The sequence below is a fragment of the Macrococcus carouselicus genome (genome assembly GCF_004359515.1).
GTDB lineage: Bacteria > Bacillota > Bacilli > Staphylococcales > Staphylococcaceae > Macrococcus > Macrococcus carouselicus.
In genome coordinates, this window is sequence record NZ_SCWD01000003.1 from 21,696 (window position 1) to 40,656 (window position 18,961).

The 18,961-nt window shown below is 38.8% G+C and carries 22 protein-coding genes; 7 read left to right on the plus strand and 15 right to left on the minus strand.

Annotation, left to right across the window (positions count from 1 at the left end):
• Nucleotides 1-24 precede the first annotated feature (24 nt).
• Complete coding sequence (locus ERX40_RS08270; protein WP_133418040.1) at nt 25-1,047, minus strand: LysM peptidoglycan-binding domain-containing protein; 1,023 nt, start codon at nt 1,045-1,047, stop codon at nt 25-27.
• A gap of 186 nt (nt 1,048-1,233) precedes the next feature.
• Here ERX40_RS08270 and ERX40_RS08275 point away from each other — a divergent pair, with 186 nt between their 5' ends.
• The 3 genes from ERX40_RS08275 to ERX40_RS08285 are packed head-to-tail and all read left to right on the plus strand — an operon-like array spanning nt 1,234 to nt 1,816.
• Nucleotides 1,234-1,422, plus strand: coding sequence for a hypothetical protein (locus tag ERX40_RS08275; protein WP_133418041.1), 189 nt, complete (start codon nt 1,234-1,236; stop codon nt 1,420-1,422).
• Nucleotides 1,422-1,616, plus strand: a complete 195-nt coding sequence (locus tag ERX40_RS08280) for a hypothetical protein (protein WP_133418042.1) — start codon at nt 1,422-1,424, stop codon at nt 1,614-1,616. The genes ERX40_RS08275 and ERX40_RS08280 overlap by 1 nt, the downstream gene beginning before the upstream one ends.
• Nucleotides 1,616-1,816: a hypothetical protein gene (locus ERX40_RS08285; RefSeq protein WP_133418043.1), complete on the plus strand. Its 201-nt coding sequence runs from the start codon at nt 1,616-1,618 to the stop codon at nt 1,814-1,816. Before ERX40_RS08280 ends, ERX40_RS08285 begins: the two co-directional genes overlap by 1 nt.
• A gap of 36 nt (nt 1,817-1,852) precedes the next feature.
• Here ERX40_RS08285 and ERX40_RS08290 read toward each other — a convergent pair whose 3' ends face one another.
• From ERX40_RS08290 to ERX40_RS08300, 3 genes are all read right to left on the minus strand, one after another.
• Nucleotides 1,853-2,788 carry a TcaA NTF2-like domain-containing protein gene (locus ERX40_RS08290; protein ID WP_133418044.1) on the minus strand — a complete coding sequence of 312 codons (936 nt, stop codon included), beginning with the start codon at nt 2,786-2,788 and terminating at the stop codon, nt 1,853-1,855.
• Nucleotides 2,789-2,801: 13 nt separating this feature from the next.
• The gene (locus ERX40_RS08295) at nt 2,802-3,791 is read right to left on the minus strand and encodes a hypothetical protein (protein WP_133418045.1); all 990 of its coding nucleotides are present in this window, start codon (nt 3,789-3,791) and stop codon (nt 2,802-2,804) included.
• 72 nt (nt 3,792-3,863) lie between these two features.
• Nucleotides 3,864-4,868 carry an aldose epimerase family protein gene (locus ERX40_RS08300; protein WP_133418046.1) on the minus strand — a complete coding sequence of 335 codons (1,005 nt, stop codon included), beginning with the start codon at nt 4,866-4,868 and terminating at the stop codon, nt 3,864-3,866.
• Nucleotides 4,869-5,117: 249 nt separating this feature from the next.
• On the opposite strand from ERX40_RS08300, the gene ERX40_RS11305 reads away from it, so the two are divergent.
• Nucleotides 5,118-5,294, plus strand: a complete 177-nt coding sequence (locus ERX40_RS11305) for a hypothetical protein (protein WP_165980721.1) — start codon at nt 5,118-5,120, stop codon at nt 5,292-5,294.
• Nucleotides 5,295-5,350: 56 nt separating this feature from the next.
• On the opposite strand, the gene ERX40_RS08305 is transcribed toward ERX40_RS11305, so the two are convergent.
• The 7 genes from ERX40_RS08305 to ERX40_RS08335 form a co-directional block, all read right to left on the minus strand.
• Nucleotides 5,351-5,605 (minus strand): hypothetical protein, encoded by a 255-nt coding sequence (locus ERX40_RS08305; protein ID WP_133418047.1) that lies wholly within the window; start codon nt 5,603-5,605, stop codon nt 5,351-5,353.
• 61 nt (nt 5,606-5,666) lie between these two features.
• On the minus strand, nt 5,667-6,140 hold the full coding sequence (locus ERX40_RS08310; protein WP_133418048.1) for a glutathione peroxidase: 474 nt from the start codon (nt 6,138-6,140) through the stop codon (nt 5,667-5,669).
• Between the two features lie 422 nt (nt 6,141-6,562).
• On the minus strand, nt 6,563-7,606 hold the full coding sequence (locus tag ERX40_RS08315) for a hypothetical protein (RefSeq protein WP_133418049.1): 1,044 nt from the start codon (nt 7,604-7,606) through the stop codon (nt 6,563-6,565).
• Nucleotides 7,607-7,977: 371 nt separating this feature from the next.
• Nucleotides 7,978-8,184, minus strand: a complete 207-nt coding sequence (locus ERX40_RS08320; RefSeq protein ID WP_133418050.1) for a methyltransferase domain-containing protein — start codon at nt 8,182-8,184, stop codon at nt 7,978-7,980.
• A 61-nt stretch (nt 8,185-8,245) separates the two neighbouring features.
• Nucleotides 8,246-9,025 carry an alpha/beta fold hydrolase gene (locus ERX40_RS08325; protein ID WP_133418051.1) on the minus strand — a complete coding sequence of 260 codons (780 nt, stop codon included), beginning with the start codon at nt 9,023-9,025 and terminating at the stop codon, nt 8,246-8,248.
• A gap of 91 nt (nt 9,026-9,116) precedes the next feature.
• Complete coding sequence (locus ERX40_RS08330) at nt 9,117-9,908, minus strand: alpha/beta fold hydrolase (protein WP_133418052.1); 792 nt, start codon at nt 9,906-9,908, stop codon at nt 9,117-9,119.
• Between the two features lie 9 nt (nt 9,909-9,917).
• Nucleotides 9,918-10,610 carry a hypothetical protein gene (locus ERX40_RS08335; protein ID WP_133418053.1) on the minus strand — a complete coding sequence of 231 codons (693 nt, stop codon included), beginning with the start codon at nt 10,608-10,610 and terminating at the stop codon, nt 9,918-9,920.
• 84 nt (nt 10,611-10,694) lie between these two features.
• On the opposite strand from ERX40_RS08335, the gene ERX40_RS08340 reads away from it, so the two are divergent.
• Complete coding sequence (locus ERX40_RS08340; protein WP_133418054.1) at nt 10,695-10,922, plus strand: NUDIX hydrolase; 228 nt, start codon at nt 10,695-10,697, stop codon at nt 10,920-10,922.
• 58 nt (nt 10,923-10,980) lie between these two features.
• Here ERX40_RS08340 and fosY read toward each other — a convergent pair whose 3' ends face one another.
• The gene (gene fosY, locus ERX40_RS08345) at nt 10,981-11,403 is read right to left on the minus strand and encodes a fosfomycin resistance bacillithiol transferase FosY (protein WP_031783936.1); all 423 of its coding nucleotides are present in this window, start codon (nt 11,401-11,403) and stop codon (nt 10,981-10,983) included.
• A 256-nt stretch (nt 11,404-11,659) separates the two neighbouring features.
• On the opposite strand from fosY, the gene ERX40_RS08350 reads away from it, so the two are divergent.
• A complete protein-coding gene (locus ERX40_RS08350) occupies nt 11,660-12,220 on the plus strand; it encodes a recombinase family protein (protein ID WP_133418055.1) in 561 nt (186 codons plus the stop codon).
• An 899-nt stretch (nt 12,221-13,119) separates the two neighbouring features.
• Here ERX40_RS08350 and ERX40_RS08360 read toward each other — a convergent pair.
• The 3 genes from ERX40_RS08360 to cadC form a co-directional block, all read right to left on the minus strand.
• Nucleotides 13,120-13,734 carry a CadD family cadmium resistance transporter gene (locus ERX40_RS08360; RefSeq protein ID WP_133418056.1) on the minus strand — a complete coding sequence of 205 codons (615 nt, stop codon included), beginning with the start codon at nt 13,732-13,734 and terminating at the stop codon, nt 13,120-13,122.
• 79 nt (nt 13,735-13,813) lie between these two features.
• Nucleotides 13,814-16,231, minus strand: coding sequence for a heavy metal translocating P-type ATPase (locus tag ERX40_RS08365; RefSeq protein WP_133418057.1), 2,418 nt, complete (start codon nt 16,229-16,231; stop codon nt 13,814-13,816).
• The gene (gene cadC, locus ERX40_RS08370) at nt 16,224-16,592 is read right to left on the minus strand and encodes a Cd(II)/Pb(II)/Zn(II)-sensing metalloregulatory transcriptional repressor CadC (RefSeq protein ID WP_111747090.1); all 369 of its coding nucleotides are present in this window, start codon (nt 16,590-16,592) and stop codon (nt 16,224-16,226) included. Before cadC ends, ERX40_RS08365 begins: the two co-directional genes overlap by 8 nt.
• Nucleotides 16,593-17,336: 744 nt before the next feature.
• On the opposite strand from cadC, the gene ERX40_RS08375 reads away from it, so the two are divergent.
• A complete protein-coding gene (locus tag ERX40_RS08375; protein ID WP_133418058.1) occupies nt 17,337-18,905 on the plus strand; it encodes a multicopper oxidase family protein in 1,569 nt (522 codons plus the stop codon).
• The last annotated feature ends 56 nt before the right edge of the window (nt 18,906-18,961 follow it).

Consider the following 18,961-nt stretch of genomic DNA (forward strand, 5'->3'; position numbering starts at 1 on the left):
GAAACAGCGCCTTGTTAAATGGTTCTAATGGATAAAACTGTACTGGCTCATCTGATATTTGTTAAGCGTTCTATAGCCGACAACTGTAGGGACTGTAAGATAGTTCATTTCAGAAACCAGAATGGTTCCATCCGGGTTGACACGCTCTACAAACGCCACATGTCCTAAAGGCCCCATCGTTGTCTGAGCGATGGCTCCGACTGCCGGTGTATCATTGACCACATAACCATCATTACGAGCACCATTTGCCCAGTTATTTGCATGCCACCAGTAAGTTGAAATACCTTTACCGATAGTAGCCCGGCGGTTGAAAACGTGCCACGTACATTGGCCATAATCGTATAAGTTCTGATGATTAAAAACAGGAGTTGTCATTGGTGTGCGTTGAACAGGTGGATTATAAGGCGCTGAAGTGACCGGTACAGTAGCAGTTGCACTGGTGCTGCCGGAGACGATCAATTGCTGGTCCGGGAAAATCAGGTAAGAGTTCAGACCGTTCCAGCGCTGTAAGTCAGCAATCGTGACATTGAACATATCTGCAATGAGTGACAGACTGTCACCCGCTTTGACAGTATATTTACCGGCTGGTGCTGAAGCAACAACTGGTGCAGGTGAAGCAGGTGTCGTTGTCGTACCGCTGACTTTCAACCTCTGTCCCGGGAAGATCAGATATGAATTCAGATTATTAAGGCTCATAATTCTGGTGTATGTTGTTCCATATTTAGCAGCGATCAGTGATAAGCTATCACCTGCCTGCACTGTATAGTAACTGCCTGTTGAAATTGATGTTGTGCGTGCAGCAGACGCGGTCGTTCCAGCAGAAGTGCCAGCCGAACCGTCTGGTATCTGCAGCTTCTGATAAGGGAAAATCAAATTTGAAGACAGGCCATTCAAGCTCTTCAGTTCTGAAATTGTTGTATTGTATTGATTCGCAATCGCCCATAATGAATCATTAGGCTTAACTGTGTATTCACTGGCATCTGCTGTGTATGAATAGAGTGCACATGCACCTGCTGTTGCCGTTAACGCGTAAACCTTCTTTCTCATATCATAATCCTCCAAGGTCTATTAATACTCTTATTATACCTATACAATTTACAATTCGTGTTACAGTTTCCTTTCAAGTTCTATAAGATTGGAGAGATATTGTCAAAAAAATGTAATAAAAGAGGTTTTGTAGATAGTTTTAAGGGTAAAAAAGATTATCATTTACTTTTAGAGAGGAGAAATATAATGACTGATGAACATTATGAATTATTGGATACTGAAAAAGAATATCTAAACCAAGATTCCTCTAAAGAAGACCACAAGGAAGCGGCTCTTGTCAATGACGATTTAGGGGTAGCACCTGATGCCGGTGTAGAAGAACTTGACCCTAACCCACCTATGGATAAAAAGATGATCGAAGAAGACGACGAGTAATGTCTGACTGGCTGCATATCAGCGAATTTACGTTATTTCTGCTGATATCACCTTTTATAGTGATCGTGATGCTCCTTATGGCCATCGCTTTACAACTTAATCAGCTGCTGCGGCAGCAGAAACTGATGATACAACAGCAGCAGGAACTGATCCGTCTGACAATCAAACATCAAGTTAACAGGAGGAATGTCTAATGACTGCCAATAAACAATATGATTCAAGTATAGATGGCATCGATAAAAATGAATCGCAGCAAGATACAAACATTGCTGCCAAAAACTATGATTCAAGCATCGATGGTATTGATAAGAAAGATGACTCATTATCACAACCGCAGGAAGAACGCATCGATCAGCCTGCTCAAGCAGAAGAAGCAGATGGCCGCGGAGAATAGTAAAAAAGAGACATTTTATAAATGTCTCTTTTTTGCTTACTCAACTACTATTTGTCCGTTTTTCTGATAGTACTTGTAGGAATGAATTACATTTTGAGCTGAATCTGTAGATTTAAAACGATAATAGACACCACCTGCATCTTCTTCAACTGCAGGATCTGCCTTCACAAAGCTTACTTTACTTCCCGCTTCTTTCTCATCATGAACTGCATATTTCTCCTTAACTGCTCTAAGTGCATTTTCCAGGGCTTTATCAAAATCATAAATGACCTTATCGTTAAAGTCATAAATAAGCATGGTATTTTTTGTCGGACTATAAACCATATCATAAACGGTAACAACTTTCTTCCACTGACCATCTGTCGCAGCAGAAGTCATGATTCGTGTTGCTGTAACATGGCTCTTAGACTTATCAATTTTTACTTGATCAATTGAAAAGCTTTCAATTTCATAGTTATCAAACTGACCTGCCGGCAATTTGTTCCTTAAATACTGTTCTGCTTCGGAGTCAGTTTGGACATAAGGTCTTAAAGGATTTAAATCACGATGATTAAAGGCAGTAGGCATAGTGCTAAAATAAGCTGACAACTGTTTTTTTGATATTTCCGCATACCGAGAGGACTGCACCTTGCTATTATCAGCTTCCAGGCTGGCAGGTTCAACAGTCTCACTTGAAGATTCTTTTTCAGTAGCGGATTCTTCTGATTGATCTTTATGCTTTCTTACTTTATCTGCATCTTCAGTTACAGTTGCTTCGGTAGTAGGCATCTCTGTTTCAGCCCTTTCATTTTCAGGCGTTTCAGTAGTCGGTGTCTCAGCCGATGCTTCTGTTTTCTTTTTTTCATTATATGTCGCAGCTTGTTCTGATGTTACTTTTTCCTTATCTACTTGCCTTTGACTGCTGCTTGGCTCTGCAGAGGAACAGGCTGTCAGAATTAATGCTGCTAAACCTAAACTGATTATTTTTTTCATAAGAGTCCATCCTTTACATCTCTTTACGAAAGACATCCAGATTAATAACCTTTTTTTCCCTTTCCTCTTCTTCAACCTGTTCCTGTTCTTCAATCTCGCCCCTGATTTCATCAAGTTTTTTCCCGCCGTAAATCCAGAGACGCGTTTCTTCAAGCGCCGCGATAAATAAATGTTCAAATATTTCAAAATCCGGCTCCGACAGATTTTTAGCGAACAGATTGATAAGTTCCTTCATCGTCAAGTTAGCATCATTGCTTGCGATAATCAGAAAGCGAACAGTATCCGCCAGCTCTTCAGACTCTTGCTCCTCGACAAACGCAAGTAAAGCATTCAAAGCCTGCTCATTTCGATGGTGCTCGGCCCCTGCGTATTGCTTGAGTTCATCAAATGTTGCTGGCACGTAGTAGTGCTTCTCATCGTATGCAGGCAGTCTCTGTCCGGTGAATCCCTCACGGATAACGGGCAGCATAATCATATCCCCCACTGGTTCGATCCCCAGAGGCATCAGCATATTTTCCAGTTTTTCGCTGCTCAGTTCTTCATTGAAATACAGACGGTATAATTTCTCAATGTGCTCTCTATGCGCGTAACCATAAAGGAAAAGGACGCCTGTAATAAAGTTCAGATCTTGTTCAAGCTGAGTGCGCGCCGCTTCGATTTCCCTGATATTCAGTTCTTTGATCTCTCGTGCCAGGTCAAAAGGGATAATCATGCCTTTCTTTGTTTCAAACATCAGCAATGATTGCAGAGCGAATAAAACGCGTTCACCCGGCACTGGCATAAACTCATGTTCTGCCTCAATCGCCTGCATCAGGAGCTCGTATTCACCTGCGGGCATAGCCTGCAACGTTCGCTCGAGATATCGATGGTCAAAGACTTCCTGACGGATTGACTCTATTAATTCAATGGAATGCAGCTCAACAGCACTCTCATGGAACAGTTGTTCATAAATATATCTTAAATCTACTTCATTTAAATTAAGCAGTGCTTCTCTGTAATCCATATTCATCACCCTAAGTCTTTTTCTTTATTATAAAGTGAGCAAGGACAGAATACAAAGAAGAATTGCAGCTCTCTATTCTACAGAAAAATAATAAGTTGTTGCAGACTGGAATGTCTCCGTCTTCATCAGACGGATATCACCCAGCTCGGGATGATGAACTGCATCCGGTATATTCTGGGTTTCAAGCGCAATGCCAGCACCTGCGCTGTAATGCCGTCCGTTCTGCGCTGTATAATCCAGTCCGCCCGCTGAATAGGCAATCACATACGGTGCGTCCGTTTTTATAGCGACTTTTCTTCCTGATGCTGTATGCTTCAGTTCGATGCGACTACCACACGGGTCACCAGTCAGATGATAGGAATCGTCCAGACCGATTTTGACTGGTTTCTCTTGTCTATAATCCATCTCACCTGTGACATCAATCAGTTCACCTGTCGGTATCTGTTCTTTGTCTGTCTCCACCCGCTCATCACTCAGAATGGTCAGCAGGTGATCAGTGACATCGTTTTGTCCTCCATTTAAATTGAAGTACGTATGATTAGTCGGATTGAAGATTGTATCCTGATCTGGCGCGGCGAAGTAGTGAACCGTCCAGCTGTTATCCGCCCTGATGGTATGCGTAATCTGAACTTTCAAGTTCCCAGGATAGTGATCCTCACTTGCCAGCAAAGATGCTGTCATCTTAACAGCAATTTCCTGGCCATTAGGATTTTCAATAACCTCTGTCTCAAATACTTTGTAACTGAGACCGTTTGATCCACCGTGTATATGATGAGGAGGCATATTTGCTTCCAGTTGAAAGACTTCATTATTCAGTTCAAACTTCGCTTCAGCTATGCGCCCCCCTACGCGGCCGACACACATCCCGAAATAGTTCGGGTTCAATATATAGTCATCAATTGTCTCAAAACCGATGACCACATTTTCCTGCTCTCCGTCTCTGTCCGGCATCTGAATACTCTGCAGTGCTGCCCCGTAATTAATAAACGTGAAAGACATCTCATCAGTCGATATCTTGTATCTCTGTACTGTTTCTTCATTCACTTCGCCGAACGGTAACGTTTCTATTTTCACCATTATCACCTCATCTTAGTTTAATATTCTTTACCCTTCTTATATTATTTTAGACTCACTAGAGCGCTCACAATTGTTACACGTAAATTTATATATGAAAACTACAGCTTTCATGGTACGCTCTTAACAACAACGTGCGGAGGTGATTTTATCAATAATATCGAACGGAAATATGAAATCTATGATTACCTTGGCCAAAGATGGACGTGTTCCATTTTCAAGAATGGTCAGTACAGAGAAGCACCTTCATTTATGAGGATTCGCTGCCGGGCGGTCAAATTCGATAAAATCTTAGACAGCGCGAATAATCAGGGAACATTGCTGAAAGTACTCCATTTCATTACATTTTTCAATCATACGGCGACAACTGATGAAAAGAATCAGTATTATATTAAAGCCGATTATGTGATGAATATTAATGCTGATTAGCAAAACATCTCCCTTAGCTAAAAAAACTTTGCCCATAATAATTGGACAAAGTTTTTTTAGATATAGGTCAGTACTGTATAAAACACGAGTATGACGGCATCAAAAAGATGACGTCCTTTATTCTCCTTAAAGCGGTGATGGTCAATACTATCCAGCAACCCTAAGATGAGAAGCGCTGCAAGTGATAAAATAATATAGAGAGATAAATGGTAACTCGTCACAAACTGAGCGATTATCAATATAATGACGAAATAGTTCATCACCCGGTAAAGTGTATTCCATTTAAACTCTGCTTTTTTTCTGTTTTCCATTCAATACTCCTTCATTCCTTTGATTGTGAGAGCCTGCATCCAGGAATGACACTTCTACTGTCTACAGATATTTCTCAATAGCCTTTGTCATTTTTTCCGGTTCTTTCTGTGGACCAAAACGTTCCACAACGTTACCTTCTCTGTCGACAAGAAATTTAGTGAAATTCCATTTTACTGCACTACCTAAAAGACCTGAAGTCTCTTTTTTCAGATAGCCGAATAAAGGATGCGTATCGTTGCCGTTGACATCTACTTTCTCATGCATCGGAAATGTAACCCCGTAGTTCAGACGGCACTCATTCGTTGCTTCCTCCGCTGTACCCGGTTCCTGGTTACCGAACTGATTACAAGGGAAGCCAAGTACGACAAAGCCCTGATCTTGGTACTGCTGATAGATTTTTTCCAGGCCGTCAAATTGTTTAGTGAAACCACATTTGCTTGCTGTATTGACAATCAGTATAACCTCACCCTTATATTTATCGAGTTTGTATGATTCGCCACCACTTGTTTTAACTTCGTAATTATAGACTGTCACTTAAAACACTCCTTTAATTTGTCTAATGTCATTATATCAATAATCGTGCATAGCCTCTATTGGGTTGCTTAAGATTGAAAAAATATGGAATTTAACTGATTTATCCATCCCTTTCCTCTCACAATGCAGTGCCACCATGGGTTCTCTCCGTAAGATTACTGAGGTTCTCGCCGTTCATCCCAGTGCATTCTTTAATTATAATGAAGTAACAACGAACAAGTCTCAAAATCAGTCGCACATAACGGTTCAGAGTTCGTCTTCTGTCTGAACGGCACACTGACAGTCGTCATCGGAGATGAGAACTATCATCTCGAACCTGATGTATGATGCGACCAGACCTCATTACTGGTACAATTATTCACAGGAAGCTGCCACTTTTGTTGTCATCAATGAAACATAAATAAGCTGCCCTCCCGGGCAGCTTATTTTTTAATGCGGCTGATATTTTTCTTTTTACGTTTCTTGCTTTTCTTTTCAACACGCTTATTGACAATGCGTGGTTCAGGTTCCATCAGTTCAGCCATTTTATGGCCGCCGAGAAGCCAGCTGCGAACTGTTCTGTAGGCACCCAGCATATAGCGGCCTGCTTCCTGTTCATTCATCGGCGTCAGCACATTTTCATTGACCATGTCCGTAAGGATGGACATCAGGTTATCAGGATTATCCATCATCTTCATCATCACGATAAGGGTATCTTTTATATCCTGTCTTTGACTGCTGTTCACTATATAGGGCTGCAGGAAACGTATAAGCGCTTCAATTTCTGCGGATTCCTCTTGATATTCAAAAGCAAAGTACCGCTGAAACACTTCCCATGAGGTCGGCACATAGTACTGCCGCTTGGATTCAATGCCTGCTCCGTGAAACTGTGCCGCATCAATCAGCGGGTTCAGCACAAAGCCATCTTTGACCGTTGCGATCCCCTGCAGTTCTTCTTCCAGCTGTTGTTCAGTCTTCCTACTGTTCAGGAATCTTTCAGCAATGAGCCTGTACTGTGCCAGCGAGAAGTAGCCATAGAGATTGACCGCGCTCACCAGGAGTTTCACTTCATCACTCTGCTCCTGCGACTGACTTTTCTCAATGACATAGCGTCTCAGATAGTCTTTAATATCTTCCGGAATAAAGACGTGATCGCCATATACAAATAAGAAATTCTGTACAGGAATCGTACCCTTACATTCAGTGGCGTATGTATCAGCAATCAGCAGGTGATTTAAAATATTGTAATCTTCAACAGACATCACTTCAAACATCTGATCTGCCGCCGTGAAGTCAGCGAATATATGGGATGTGATTAAATCAATCAAGTCCTCCTTCTTCTTACCTGAATAACCTTTAATCTGATAGAAACGGCAGATGTCTTTCAGTGTATCTATTTTCTTCTGCCGCAGATAGTATGAAAGAGGTTGTTTAAACTTTCTGATTTCATCCTCTGTCATTGTCATAACATTTAACTTACCTGCCATAGTACACCTCAATCATCTTTTTTCACATCCCTTATTATAACGAAAGATGATCACTTTTGTATAGGACCTATCTTTTTAACCATATAAAAAACCTCGCCTTAAGCGAGGCTTTATTTCCTTCCGGCTGAGATGATCAGCATCACCTGGCATCTCAGTCCATTCTTCATATGAGGATTCTCATCCATCATCTTATCTGACGGCACTGGTTCAGCTACCCCTTTAATCACAAGGCGCTGTTCTATCAGCACGCTTAAATCATGACTTAACGTCCGATGATATTTGATGATCGGTGTCTCAAGAAAATCGACCTGTCTTTCTCCTTCACGGTGATAGGTATCTATCGGCCAGTGCGCAATATCACCGTTCTCAGTCTATATCCAGTCCTGTGAACCATATGCCGTATAAACAGGATGTTCGATACTGAAGATAAAGGTGCCGCTAATGGTCAGAATCTCTTTCACTTCTTCCCCTATACCTTCAGAGTCCGGCAGATAATGAAAGGCGAATGAACTCATGAGCACATCAAATTCATGATGCTTAAAGTTGAGAGGTTCCAGATCCTCAATAGAGCCTTGCATAAATATTACCTGCTCTGCATGCGAGCTCGTTCAAGCATCTTCTGCGAAATATCGCCGCCTGCTACTGACGGTCTAGAAATAGTTGAATCTCCTCAGCAAAACGTTTCGGCTCCTCAGCAAGCGGTGCATGTCCTGAGTACTCAAACTCAATAAACTTGCTGTTCGGTATCAGTTCCGCCATATACTGACTCTCGATCGGTGGATTCAACTGATCATGTCGTCCTGCGATAAGCAAGGTCTGATGAGGCAGCTTAGTCAAAGAATTCCGGTAATCAAACCCTATGATTCCTCTTGCTGCAACCGCTTCTTCATTCGCATCCATTTCACTATAGTCATCAATAGTCTTCTGCCAGCCATCGACTTTTTCCTTATTATAAAAAATATATCGGCTTAATAATTGGGTCACTTCTTTTTTCGGCTTATCTTTAACTTCATCACGATGCTGCATCATGAGACGTGCAAAGGAACTTACAGTCGTATGAGCCTTTCCGCCGACTAATATTAATCTGTCGACTTTTCTTGGGTATCTTACGGCGAGACCAAGAGCGATATAGGCGCCCATCGAATACCCAAGTAAATGAGCCTTATCAAGTTCAAGATATGAAATAAGATCAAGACAATCATCAATATGATCATCGATTGTAAAGTTGAGGGGTCGATCAGATTGGCCGTGTCCTCTGACATCATATGTAATAATCTGATACTTATCAGCAAGTTGTTCTTTTACTATATCGAACATTCTCATATTACCGTTTATACCGTGAATCATGATGAGTGGTTCGCCGGAGCCTGATACTTCATAATTGATTGTGGTGCCATCTGTAGATTTAAATACACTCATCGCAAGCTCCTCCTTTTTAATCTTTTACCCGATTTTCAATGTTCTAACGGTATTAAGCTAAATAAAAAAAGAAACGCTTCATAGCGATTCTTTAAAATTGGGTCTCTGTTGACAGGAATTTCTGAACATCCTCAAGAAAGCGTTCCTTCTCTTCTATCATAGGGGCATGCCCGCTATTCTCATATACGAGATGATAACCATTAGGGATTTTCTGACTTAATTGATAACCGTTATCCGGTTTGATCAGTTCATCGTGTGCACCGTTAATAATTAAAGTGGGGGCCGTCACCTGATGGGCAGTGATCATCAGATCAATATCATCAGCGGAATGATCAATGGCATGTCGTTCAAGCTTAGTGGTACCCTTTTCAGTATCTCTCAGCGCTTTCTTCCATTTCTTCACCTTTTTGACGTCGCAGTACATATACTGCTCCATCATCTTATCACGTTTATCCGGTTTCATTGTGCGGAGTATATTGGAATACTGACCATAAAACTTTTCCTGCGAAACGTTGAAAGGTTCACTTCCCACACAGATGAGTACGAGCCGCTGTATCATCTCAGGATAATTTGCTGCAATGAGTTCTGCAACAATACCCCCAAGCCCGTATCCTAGAAAATGGGCCTGTTTAATCATCAGTTCATCCATGACTGACAGCACATCCTGCATATAGTCTTCGATCGTAATCTTAAATGGCTTATCAGAATAGCCATGGCCGCGAAGATCAATTTTAACCAGCTGATAGTCCTCTTTAAGTGTCGTCTCAAAATCATCAAACATCGTCGTATTCATATACTGACCATGCAGCATAATCAGTGGATAACCTCTCCCTGATACTTCATAATGGATGGCAATATCATTGTCAGTCACTATAATATTCATATTATTCTCCTAGTCTCTCGTAATTTTTCCAAGCTCAAGGACATCTGATTGATCGTCCAGCGTATAATTTTCCGTATATTCCACTACTTTTACCGTACAGTTCGGACCGATCACCACTTCATCTCCCCGGACAAGCTCAGCAATAACATTCTCAATATAGACCCTTCCTCCGTCAATTTCATTTACTTTAAGTGAATGATCTTTATCTTTAAACAGCAGGTTCTCCCGCTTGGCATTGATTGTAATCTGATTGGCCGTTAGATAATCAGCCACACAGTCAGCGGTTAACGTCAATTCAATGTGCTCCGCACGGATTTCCCGCACCTTGACCGGTCCTTCCAGAATAACGGTCTCTCCTTCAATGACGCCCTCGCTTATCAGTCGGCCTGTCGATTTGAGGTGCTCAGCTTTTAAGTGACCACCCAGTTCAAGCATGCCGGCATTGTCGATGGATTGACCGACAACATGGTCAGAGATCCTAAGAATCGCATCCCTTTTATTTTTAAGCGTATGTGTTTCCAGCGTTGAAGTCACTTCAAGAGAACCTGAATTCGTCACATAAGGCGCATTCAGTCGGCCTTCTATGACAGCACTTTCCTCGCTGACATTGAATTCATTCGCTTCTATACTTGAGGTGTAAATTGTTGCTTTGTCTATATCAATCACTTCGAAAATACCGCCTTGCCGGGTGGTCATATCCACAGTCACCGCTCCCTATAAAATTTGTTTTTTATGTTATACCCTTTCTGCTACAATTGTAACGACTGAACTGTACGGAGGCATCCAATGAAAAAATTAATCGCTCAGCATGACTATAAAATATTTACAGTGAATACTATCCAGATGACACTCAATCAGAAGGCAGGCTGCTTCTACCAGATTGTCCCTCCGGACTGGGTGAATATCATCGCCTTCTATAAGGGCAGACTGATTATGGAGAGACAGTTCCGTATCGGAGTGGAGGAAAGTATCCTTGAACTGCCTGGTGGTGTCATCGACAAGGGTGAGGTGTGATTTTACTTGTTAAATAAGAAACTTTTTATATGATGAATGAGAATTACATATGCAGTTCTCATTCATCATAAAAGGTCATATGTGGTTTTGTTTCTTTATAATAATTTAATCTATCTTTAAGTGTTCCAGTATGCAATTCTAATTTATGTCCATCAGGATCAGTAAAGTAAATAGACATTTTATCTCTTACATCTCTATTACGCCCCTCTAAAATGTTTACGTTATTTTCTTTTAATCTTTGATACCATTCGTAAAATTCATCTTCTTCAATACTAAATGCAATATGTGTATATGAAAACTGAATTTCATCTCTAGGAATATCTGTTTCTTCATTTAAAGCTATCCATAAGCCACCCACAATTAAATAAGCAGTTGTTTTTCCACTTACTAATAATTCTCCACGTAGTATATTTTTATAGAAATGTATTGAATCATTTAAGTTACTCACTGAAAAGCAAATATGATTAATTGATTTTAGCATGGTGTTGAGTCTCCTAACTTTAAATTGTTCTAACCAAAAATAGTATTACAAATACTTATACTAAGTTTAACAAAATTCTAATCGAATTATTATATTGTTCATAAACTCCTCTATTTATGAACACTCTTAAACTAATGCTATTTTTATTGAATTAAGTATCTCTAATGTGTTCATAAACTCATATTAAAATCTATGTTCAACAACAATATTAATTTTAAGATATGGTACAATGTTATTTGTATGGAGGGTTATAAAAATGAAAATTGGTTATGCGAGAGTTTCAACAGGATTACAAAATTTAGATTTACAAAAAGACAGTCTTGAAAGCTATGGATGTGAAAAAATATTTACAGATAAAGTTAGTGGTGCGAAGAGTAATCGCCCTGGATTAGAAAGTACAATTGAGTTTGCTCGATCAGGAGATGTTGTGGTCGTTTGGAGGTTAGATCGCCTTGGAAGGAATATGGAAGATCTAATTTCAATTGTTAATGCTTTAAATAATAGAGGGATTAGCTTCCATAGCATTCAAGAAAATATTACGATGGATAAGTCAAGTTCAACTGGCCAACTTTTATTTCACCTTTTCGCAGCATTTGCTGAATTTGAACGTAATTTAATCTTAGAACGATCTGCTGCAGGAAGAGTGGCTGCAAGAGCAAGAGGAAGATTAGGTGGACGTCCTGAAAAATTAAATGACAGCGATATAAAATTACTTAAAACATTAGTTGAAAATGGTACCCCTATCAAAACCATTGCTGAAAAATGGAATGTTTCTAGGACAACTGTTTATCGATACTTAGATAAAATAGAAAATTAAGATATTAAAAATGAGAGCTAGAAGTTTCTAGTTCTCATTTAATGTTCATATTGTATCTAATTCATTTAATAATTACACATATAAAATATTTGTATAATTAACAGTCGTTTGGTGCACTGGCACTCATTGCGAAAATAGCTCCGATAATCGGTCCATTGCACGGCGTCCATCCGGCACCAAAAGCCATACCTATTAAAGTTGAACCTAAACATGCATTTTTGGTTGGCTTTGAAAGATAATTTTTGTTAAAAATAAAAGTTCATTCTCACACCAATCTAAGTACAAACTTTAACTGTTAAGAAAAATTCACTCCTAATTATTTAGCTTAAGCTAAACTTTTAAAGAAACTGTGCAGTTTCTTAAGTATTTAATGTGACATTTCATATCATTAAGAGATTTTATTGGAACTCGAGAATTAGACTAATAAAATTAGCAGTTATAAGAAGTTCTCTTTACTCTTCAAATAAAACAATATTAGTCTTTAACTCGCATCAGTCTTATGTCATTCAATGTTATTAGTAATCTTTCACCTATGCTAGGATGTATAGCAATACACAATACCACATTAACTGAGAATTTGATTATAATAATCAAATTCTCAGTTAATGTGGTATGCAAAAAAATCTATAAATATATTTTTAATAATGTATGTTTTGAGCAGACCCTAAATAGACATTATATATGTATTGATATGCTTAGCTTGTCACTTTAGGAGTTATTTTGCACCTATTTTAATCGTTATTTTGCATTACAAGTTAATAAGGTTAGAGTCAGGAGGTATATAGAAGTCCAATTTCTCAGTTCTAAAATTAAGAAATTGGACTTCTATCGTGACTCCCAAAAGGCGGTCTTATATGTCAAACGAGCGCTGATTCTTATTAGAGAAAGCGTTCCGATTGTTAAAAAAATGAGAATAAAGCGTTAAATGTACCATTTTCAAACAATATATAAATACCTAACCCAATGAATACAATAGGTACAATCCAACGTTCATATTTCTCAATTGTTTCCGATATAAAATCGAAGGAAGCTAGACGGTAACTGACATAGCACAAAACTCCAACCATAATTAGAAAGACAATAGTGACAATAAAGATTTCAGACATATTTAAGGTCGTGAAGTACGGTATATAAATGGAAAAGTCATCCGCACTGGAAGCCAATACGATGAAAGTCATCGTCAAAAATAACTGATTAAATTTTCCAGAGGAGAATAAGGATAAAATGCTACTTTCATCTTCATCCTCTTCTCCTTTAATCCATATTTTCACGCCTAGGTAAAGTGGTAAAAGCCCAAGTAGTCCGATAACCCATTGCTGAGGAATTAAATTTACAACCCCCTGTGCAACTAAAAGACTTGCTCCTATCACAATTGCAGTCCCTATATATTGTCCTATCCAAATATGTTTTACCTGACCTTTTTTTACTTGCGAAAACAAAAGAATTAATATGACGAGATAATCAATTCCTGTTGCTACATATACCGCAGTAGCCGTCAGTATGGTCGCGATCATTTTATCATCTCCAATATTTTAGGGATAGGACTTTTCTTCAAAATGAAAAGTCCTTCCGTAAATTGCACACATATAGTACCTATTTATCCTTCACTCTCATCAGTCGCAAACTATTTAATGCTACCAAAATAGTGGCTCCCATATCGGAAAGAATCGCAATCCAAAGGGTTAGCCAGCCTGGAATAACCAATAGTAAGGCAATTATCTTAATTCCGATGGCAAACGTGATGTTCGCTTTGATGATATTTAGCGTTTTCCTGCTAAGTCTTACTGCAAATGGAAGCTTACTTAAATCATCTCCCATTAATGCAATATCAGCTGTCTCGATGGCAGTATCTGTTCCAGCACCGCCCATTGCAATGCCAACAGTGGATGCAGCAAGTGCAGGAGCATCATTGACGCCATCGCCAATCATAGCTACATTACCATGCTCGGCTTTCATTTTTTTAATATAGTCCAACTTATCCTGTGGCATCAATTCGGACTGAATATCAGAAACGCCTACATGAGCACCGATTGCTTCTGCGGTACCTTGATTATCACCTGTCAGCATAATTGTTTGCTTGATTCCTAACTGATGAAGTTTTTGAATCACATTTTTACTTGTTTCGCGGACCTCATCTGCTACAGCAATCACGCCGAGGATTGTTTGGTCCGTTCCAATAATCATGGCCGTTTTCCCTTGGTTTTGTAAAACTTTCACTTTATTTTCAAACTCAAGGCTAAAATCGGAAACATTTAATTCTTTAAAAAGCCTTGGACTGCCAATGTAATAGGTTGTTCCATCTATATTCCCTTGAATGCCCCGACCTGTAATAGAAGTGAAGTCCTCCACTCTAACATCGGAATAAGTAATATTATCTTGCTCTGCTTTCTTCATTATTGCTGAAGCAAGTGGATGTTGTGATCGATATTCTAAAGCTGTAATAATGGAAAACAGCTCTTTTTCTTCCACTTGATCATTTAACACTTTAAAATCTGTTACCACTGGTACACCTTTTGTCAGTGTTCCTGTTTTATCAAATGCGATTGCCTTAATGGCTCCTAATTCCTCTAGATAGACACCGCCTTTAATCAACACACCTTTTTTAGCCGCATTCCCAATTGCCGAGACAATCGAGATTGGAGTAGAAATAACTAATGCACAAGGACATCCAACTACAAGAACTGCTAATCCTTGATAAACCCATGTATCCCAACTTCCACCAAAGAATAAAGGTGGAACGACCGCAACCAGGGCTGCAATAACCATAATGATCGGAGTGTAATATTTAGCAAATTTATCTACGAATGCTTGGGCTGGAGCACGCTCTCCTTGTGCTTCTTCAACAAGATGAATAATCTTAGCAATCGTTGTATCTTCTACATATTTGGTGATTTTTACTTCAAGTAGTCCCTCTTCGTTAAGCGTACCTGCAAATACTTCGTCATCTACCGTTTTGGCAACAGGGACAGATTCTCCTGTTATGGCTGCCTGATTGACAGCCGACAAGCCATTCACAATGATTCCATCCATGGCAATCTTTTCTCCTGGTTTAACAATCATAATATCACCGACAGCGATATCGTCCACATGGATCATTATTTCCTGACCATTCCGTCTGACAAGTGCTTCTTTTGGAGCAATATCCATTAATGAACGAATGGACTGTCTTGCTCTGTCCATCGAGAAGCGTTCAAGTGCTTCACTGATTGCAAAGAGAATAACAACAATAGATGCCTCTGCCCATTCACCAATAATGGCAGCTCCAATAACGGCAACGGTCATCAGGGTTTTCATGTCGAAATCAAAGCGTATCAAATTTTGAAAACCGACTTTAAATAATGAATATCCGCCAATTACAATAGCACCTACAAATAACATGGAAGTTACGAGGTTATCTTCTCCATTTACAAAGTGAGAAAGGTAACCAAAAGCAATTAGTAGTGTGGCAAACAGCAATGTACTATGTTTTTTATAAAATGGTGTTTTCTCTTCTTTATGAGCCTTAGTGTCATCTTTAACCCTTTGTATCGTTTGATTCGCTAGTTTTTCAGGAGATACTTTTAGATTCTCAAAAGCACCTGCTTTTTCAAGTTCTTCAACCGATGCATTTCCATATACATCAATTTTAGAAGCGCCAAAGTTTACTTTTGCATCCTCAACTCCAGCTATTTGTTTTACATTTTTTTCAAACTTCCCCGCACAATTTGCGCAGGAAAATCCTTCCACACGGTAAACGTTTTTATCTTTAATTACCACAGGTTCTACCCGTCTTTTAGGTTTCTCTGGTGCCACTTTAAGATTTTCAAAAGCACCAGCCTTTTCTAGTTCTTCAACAGTTGCACTGCCGAAGACATCAATTTTTGAAGCTCCAAAATTTACTTTTGCGTCCTGAACGCCTGGAATCTTTTTAACATTTTTCTCAAACTTTCCTGCACAATTTGCACATGAAAATCCTTGGACCCGATAGACGTTCATTTCTTCTTCCATTAGTTTAATCTTTTGTTTAGACATTGACCTTCACTTCTTTCTTATGTGCTAGGGCGATCATCATTATCTGCCTGATATGTTCATCATCTAAAGAATAGAAAGCTAGTTTTCCTTCTTTTCTAAAGTTGACCACCCCTTGCTTATAAAGCGTACGTAAATGATGAGATGCATTTGCTATCGTAACACCTAAGATATTTGCTATATCACAAACACACAACTCTTCATCCTGACACAGAGCGTAAGTAATTTTTGCTCTATTTTCATCGGCAATAGCCTTTAACATTTGGCTAACACCAGAAATATCAACTGTTTGTAAATCCCCTTGTATTCGATTAACCTTTTCTTCGTCATAACAAAAAATTTCACAAGTATCTTTCTTGTTCATATTATCATCCCTTCTTCATTCAAATATTTATTTGAATATATTATAACCATTTTCGACTCATCATGCAAGCAAATATTTGAATGAAAATAAAAGAAGTAAGTAGGGCATAAAATTCTAGTCTCAAAAACGAATATTTTTGAGACTTATTTCTTTCACGATTAAACGGCTTATAATTATAGAGAATTCAGTCTTTAAAGATTGCTCAAAATCTATGTATCATATCCCTACATTTATGATATATAGTAACAACTTTAACTGTATATTATAAGCAGACCCTAAATAGACATAATTATATTGCTAATATATTGCATGTCATTTTTGACGATAAATTGCATATATTTTAAGTGTTATTTTGCATAACCAACTTTAAAGCCTAGCTGTCTTTGTGAAAAGATTAGCTGGGTTTCTTAACTATAGTACAAATTATCGCCTAAATCAGTGCAAAATAACATCGAAAGTGACAGTTGGAACATAAAAGGCTGTGTTCTACCTTTTTTCAAATGTGTTATAGTGCAAAATAGCACATAAAACAGGTGCAAAATAACTCCTAAAGTGACAGACATTCTTTTACCGTATGCACTATTTTGTGTGTAAAACGGTCGTTTTTTAAACTTAATTTTACATGTAGTTTTTGTCATATTAAATACTCATTTTATGCACGGATTCTCGAAAATTATAATCTAGTCTAATACATAAAGGAATGACAAGTTCTTTATTAAAAGTAGAAAGAAGGGATTGTAAAGTATGAGAAAAAAGAAACTATTGATAAGCTTGTTTTCTCTAATGATGGTCATTGTTTTATCAGCTTGTACAAGCAATGACGAAGAAGCATCTGTAGAAGATACTAACCATGGAAAGCATTTAAATGAAGAGATGAATATGAATGAGGACAATGAAGGTTCTATGGAAGAAAATATGAATGGCTCCTCCAGTGAAGGAGAAATGAATAATGGTTCCATGGGTAATGGTCATATGGATCATGATGATGTGGTAAGTCTAATTGATTCGACAGGAGAGAATGAACTGAATATCCCCCCTGTACTCAAAAGCGACAGCAACAAAGGTATTGAATATACAATACGCGCGCAAAAAGGAGAAACAGAAATATTTGATGGCGTTCAAACAAAAACATATGGTTATAATGGCTCGTTTCTAGGTCCCATGCTTCAATTTGAAAAAGGAGATACTGTGAAGATAAACTTAATCAATGAACTCGATGAAAACACCACTTTTCACTGGCATGGATTGGAAGTGCCGGGGAATGACGATGGCGGTCCACATAATGTATTAGAGCCAGGCAAAGAGAGTACTATTGAATTTGAAGTGACACAGGAAGCTGCCACATTATGGTTTCATCCCCACCCGGAAGGAAAAACCTCTGAACAAGTGTACAACGGACTTGCTGGGTTAATTTATATCAAGGACCAAAATTCAAAAAAACTCGAATTGCCAAGCGAATATGGAGAAAATGATATTCCTCTCATTTTTCAGGACAGAGTCTTTGATGACGAAAAACAGTTGAATTATAAAGCAACAGCAAATGAAGATGGCACAGTCGGGGATACATCATTAATTAACGGCACATTGAATCCAAAATTAACTGTAGATAAAGAAAAAGTAAGACTTCGACTTTTAAATGGATCAAATGCAAGAAATTACACCTTTAAACTAAATACAGGGGATTCTTTTGTACAAGTCGCAACGGACGGCGGGTTTTTAAATGAACCGGTCTCAATGGAAGAAATCACACTCACGCCTTCAGAACGGGCCGAAATAATTATTGACTTCTCACAAGTTAAAACTAATGAAGAGATTGCTCTAGTAAACGAAGATGGTACCACGCTCTTACCTTTTGAAATCACAGGTCAAACAGGTAAGAACATGGATATACCTGATGAAATGAATGACTTTTCAGTTACGGAAGAAGAAAAGAACCTGCCAGTGACAAAAGAAATTGAACTTTTCGGCATGATGGATCATGTAACGATAAACGGAAAAAAATTTGATCCTGAAAGAATTGATTTTACGCAGGAACAAGGTGTTACAGAAGTATGGGAAATCTATAATAAACCTGACATGATGGGCGGCATGATTCATCCGTTCCACATCCATGGTGCTCAGTTTAAGATCCTTTCCAGGAATGGAGAAGCACCACCTGAGAACGAAAGAGGCTGGAAAGATAGTTTTTCCGTTGCCCCGGATGAGACTGTAAAAATTGCCATTCAGTTTAAAAATAAGGGCATATATATGTTCCACTGTCACATACTTGAACATGAGGACAATGGGATGATGGGACAGGTTAAAGTAGAGTAAGCTCCAAAGCTTCAATCTAATAACAAAAAAGGAACTATTTCTTGATTTTTTCTAGA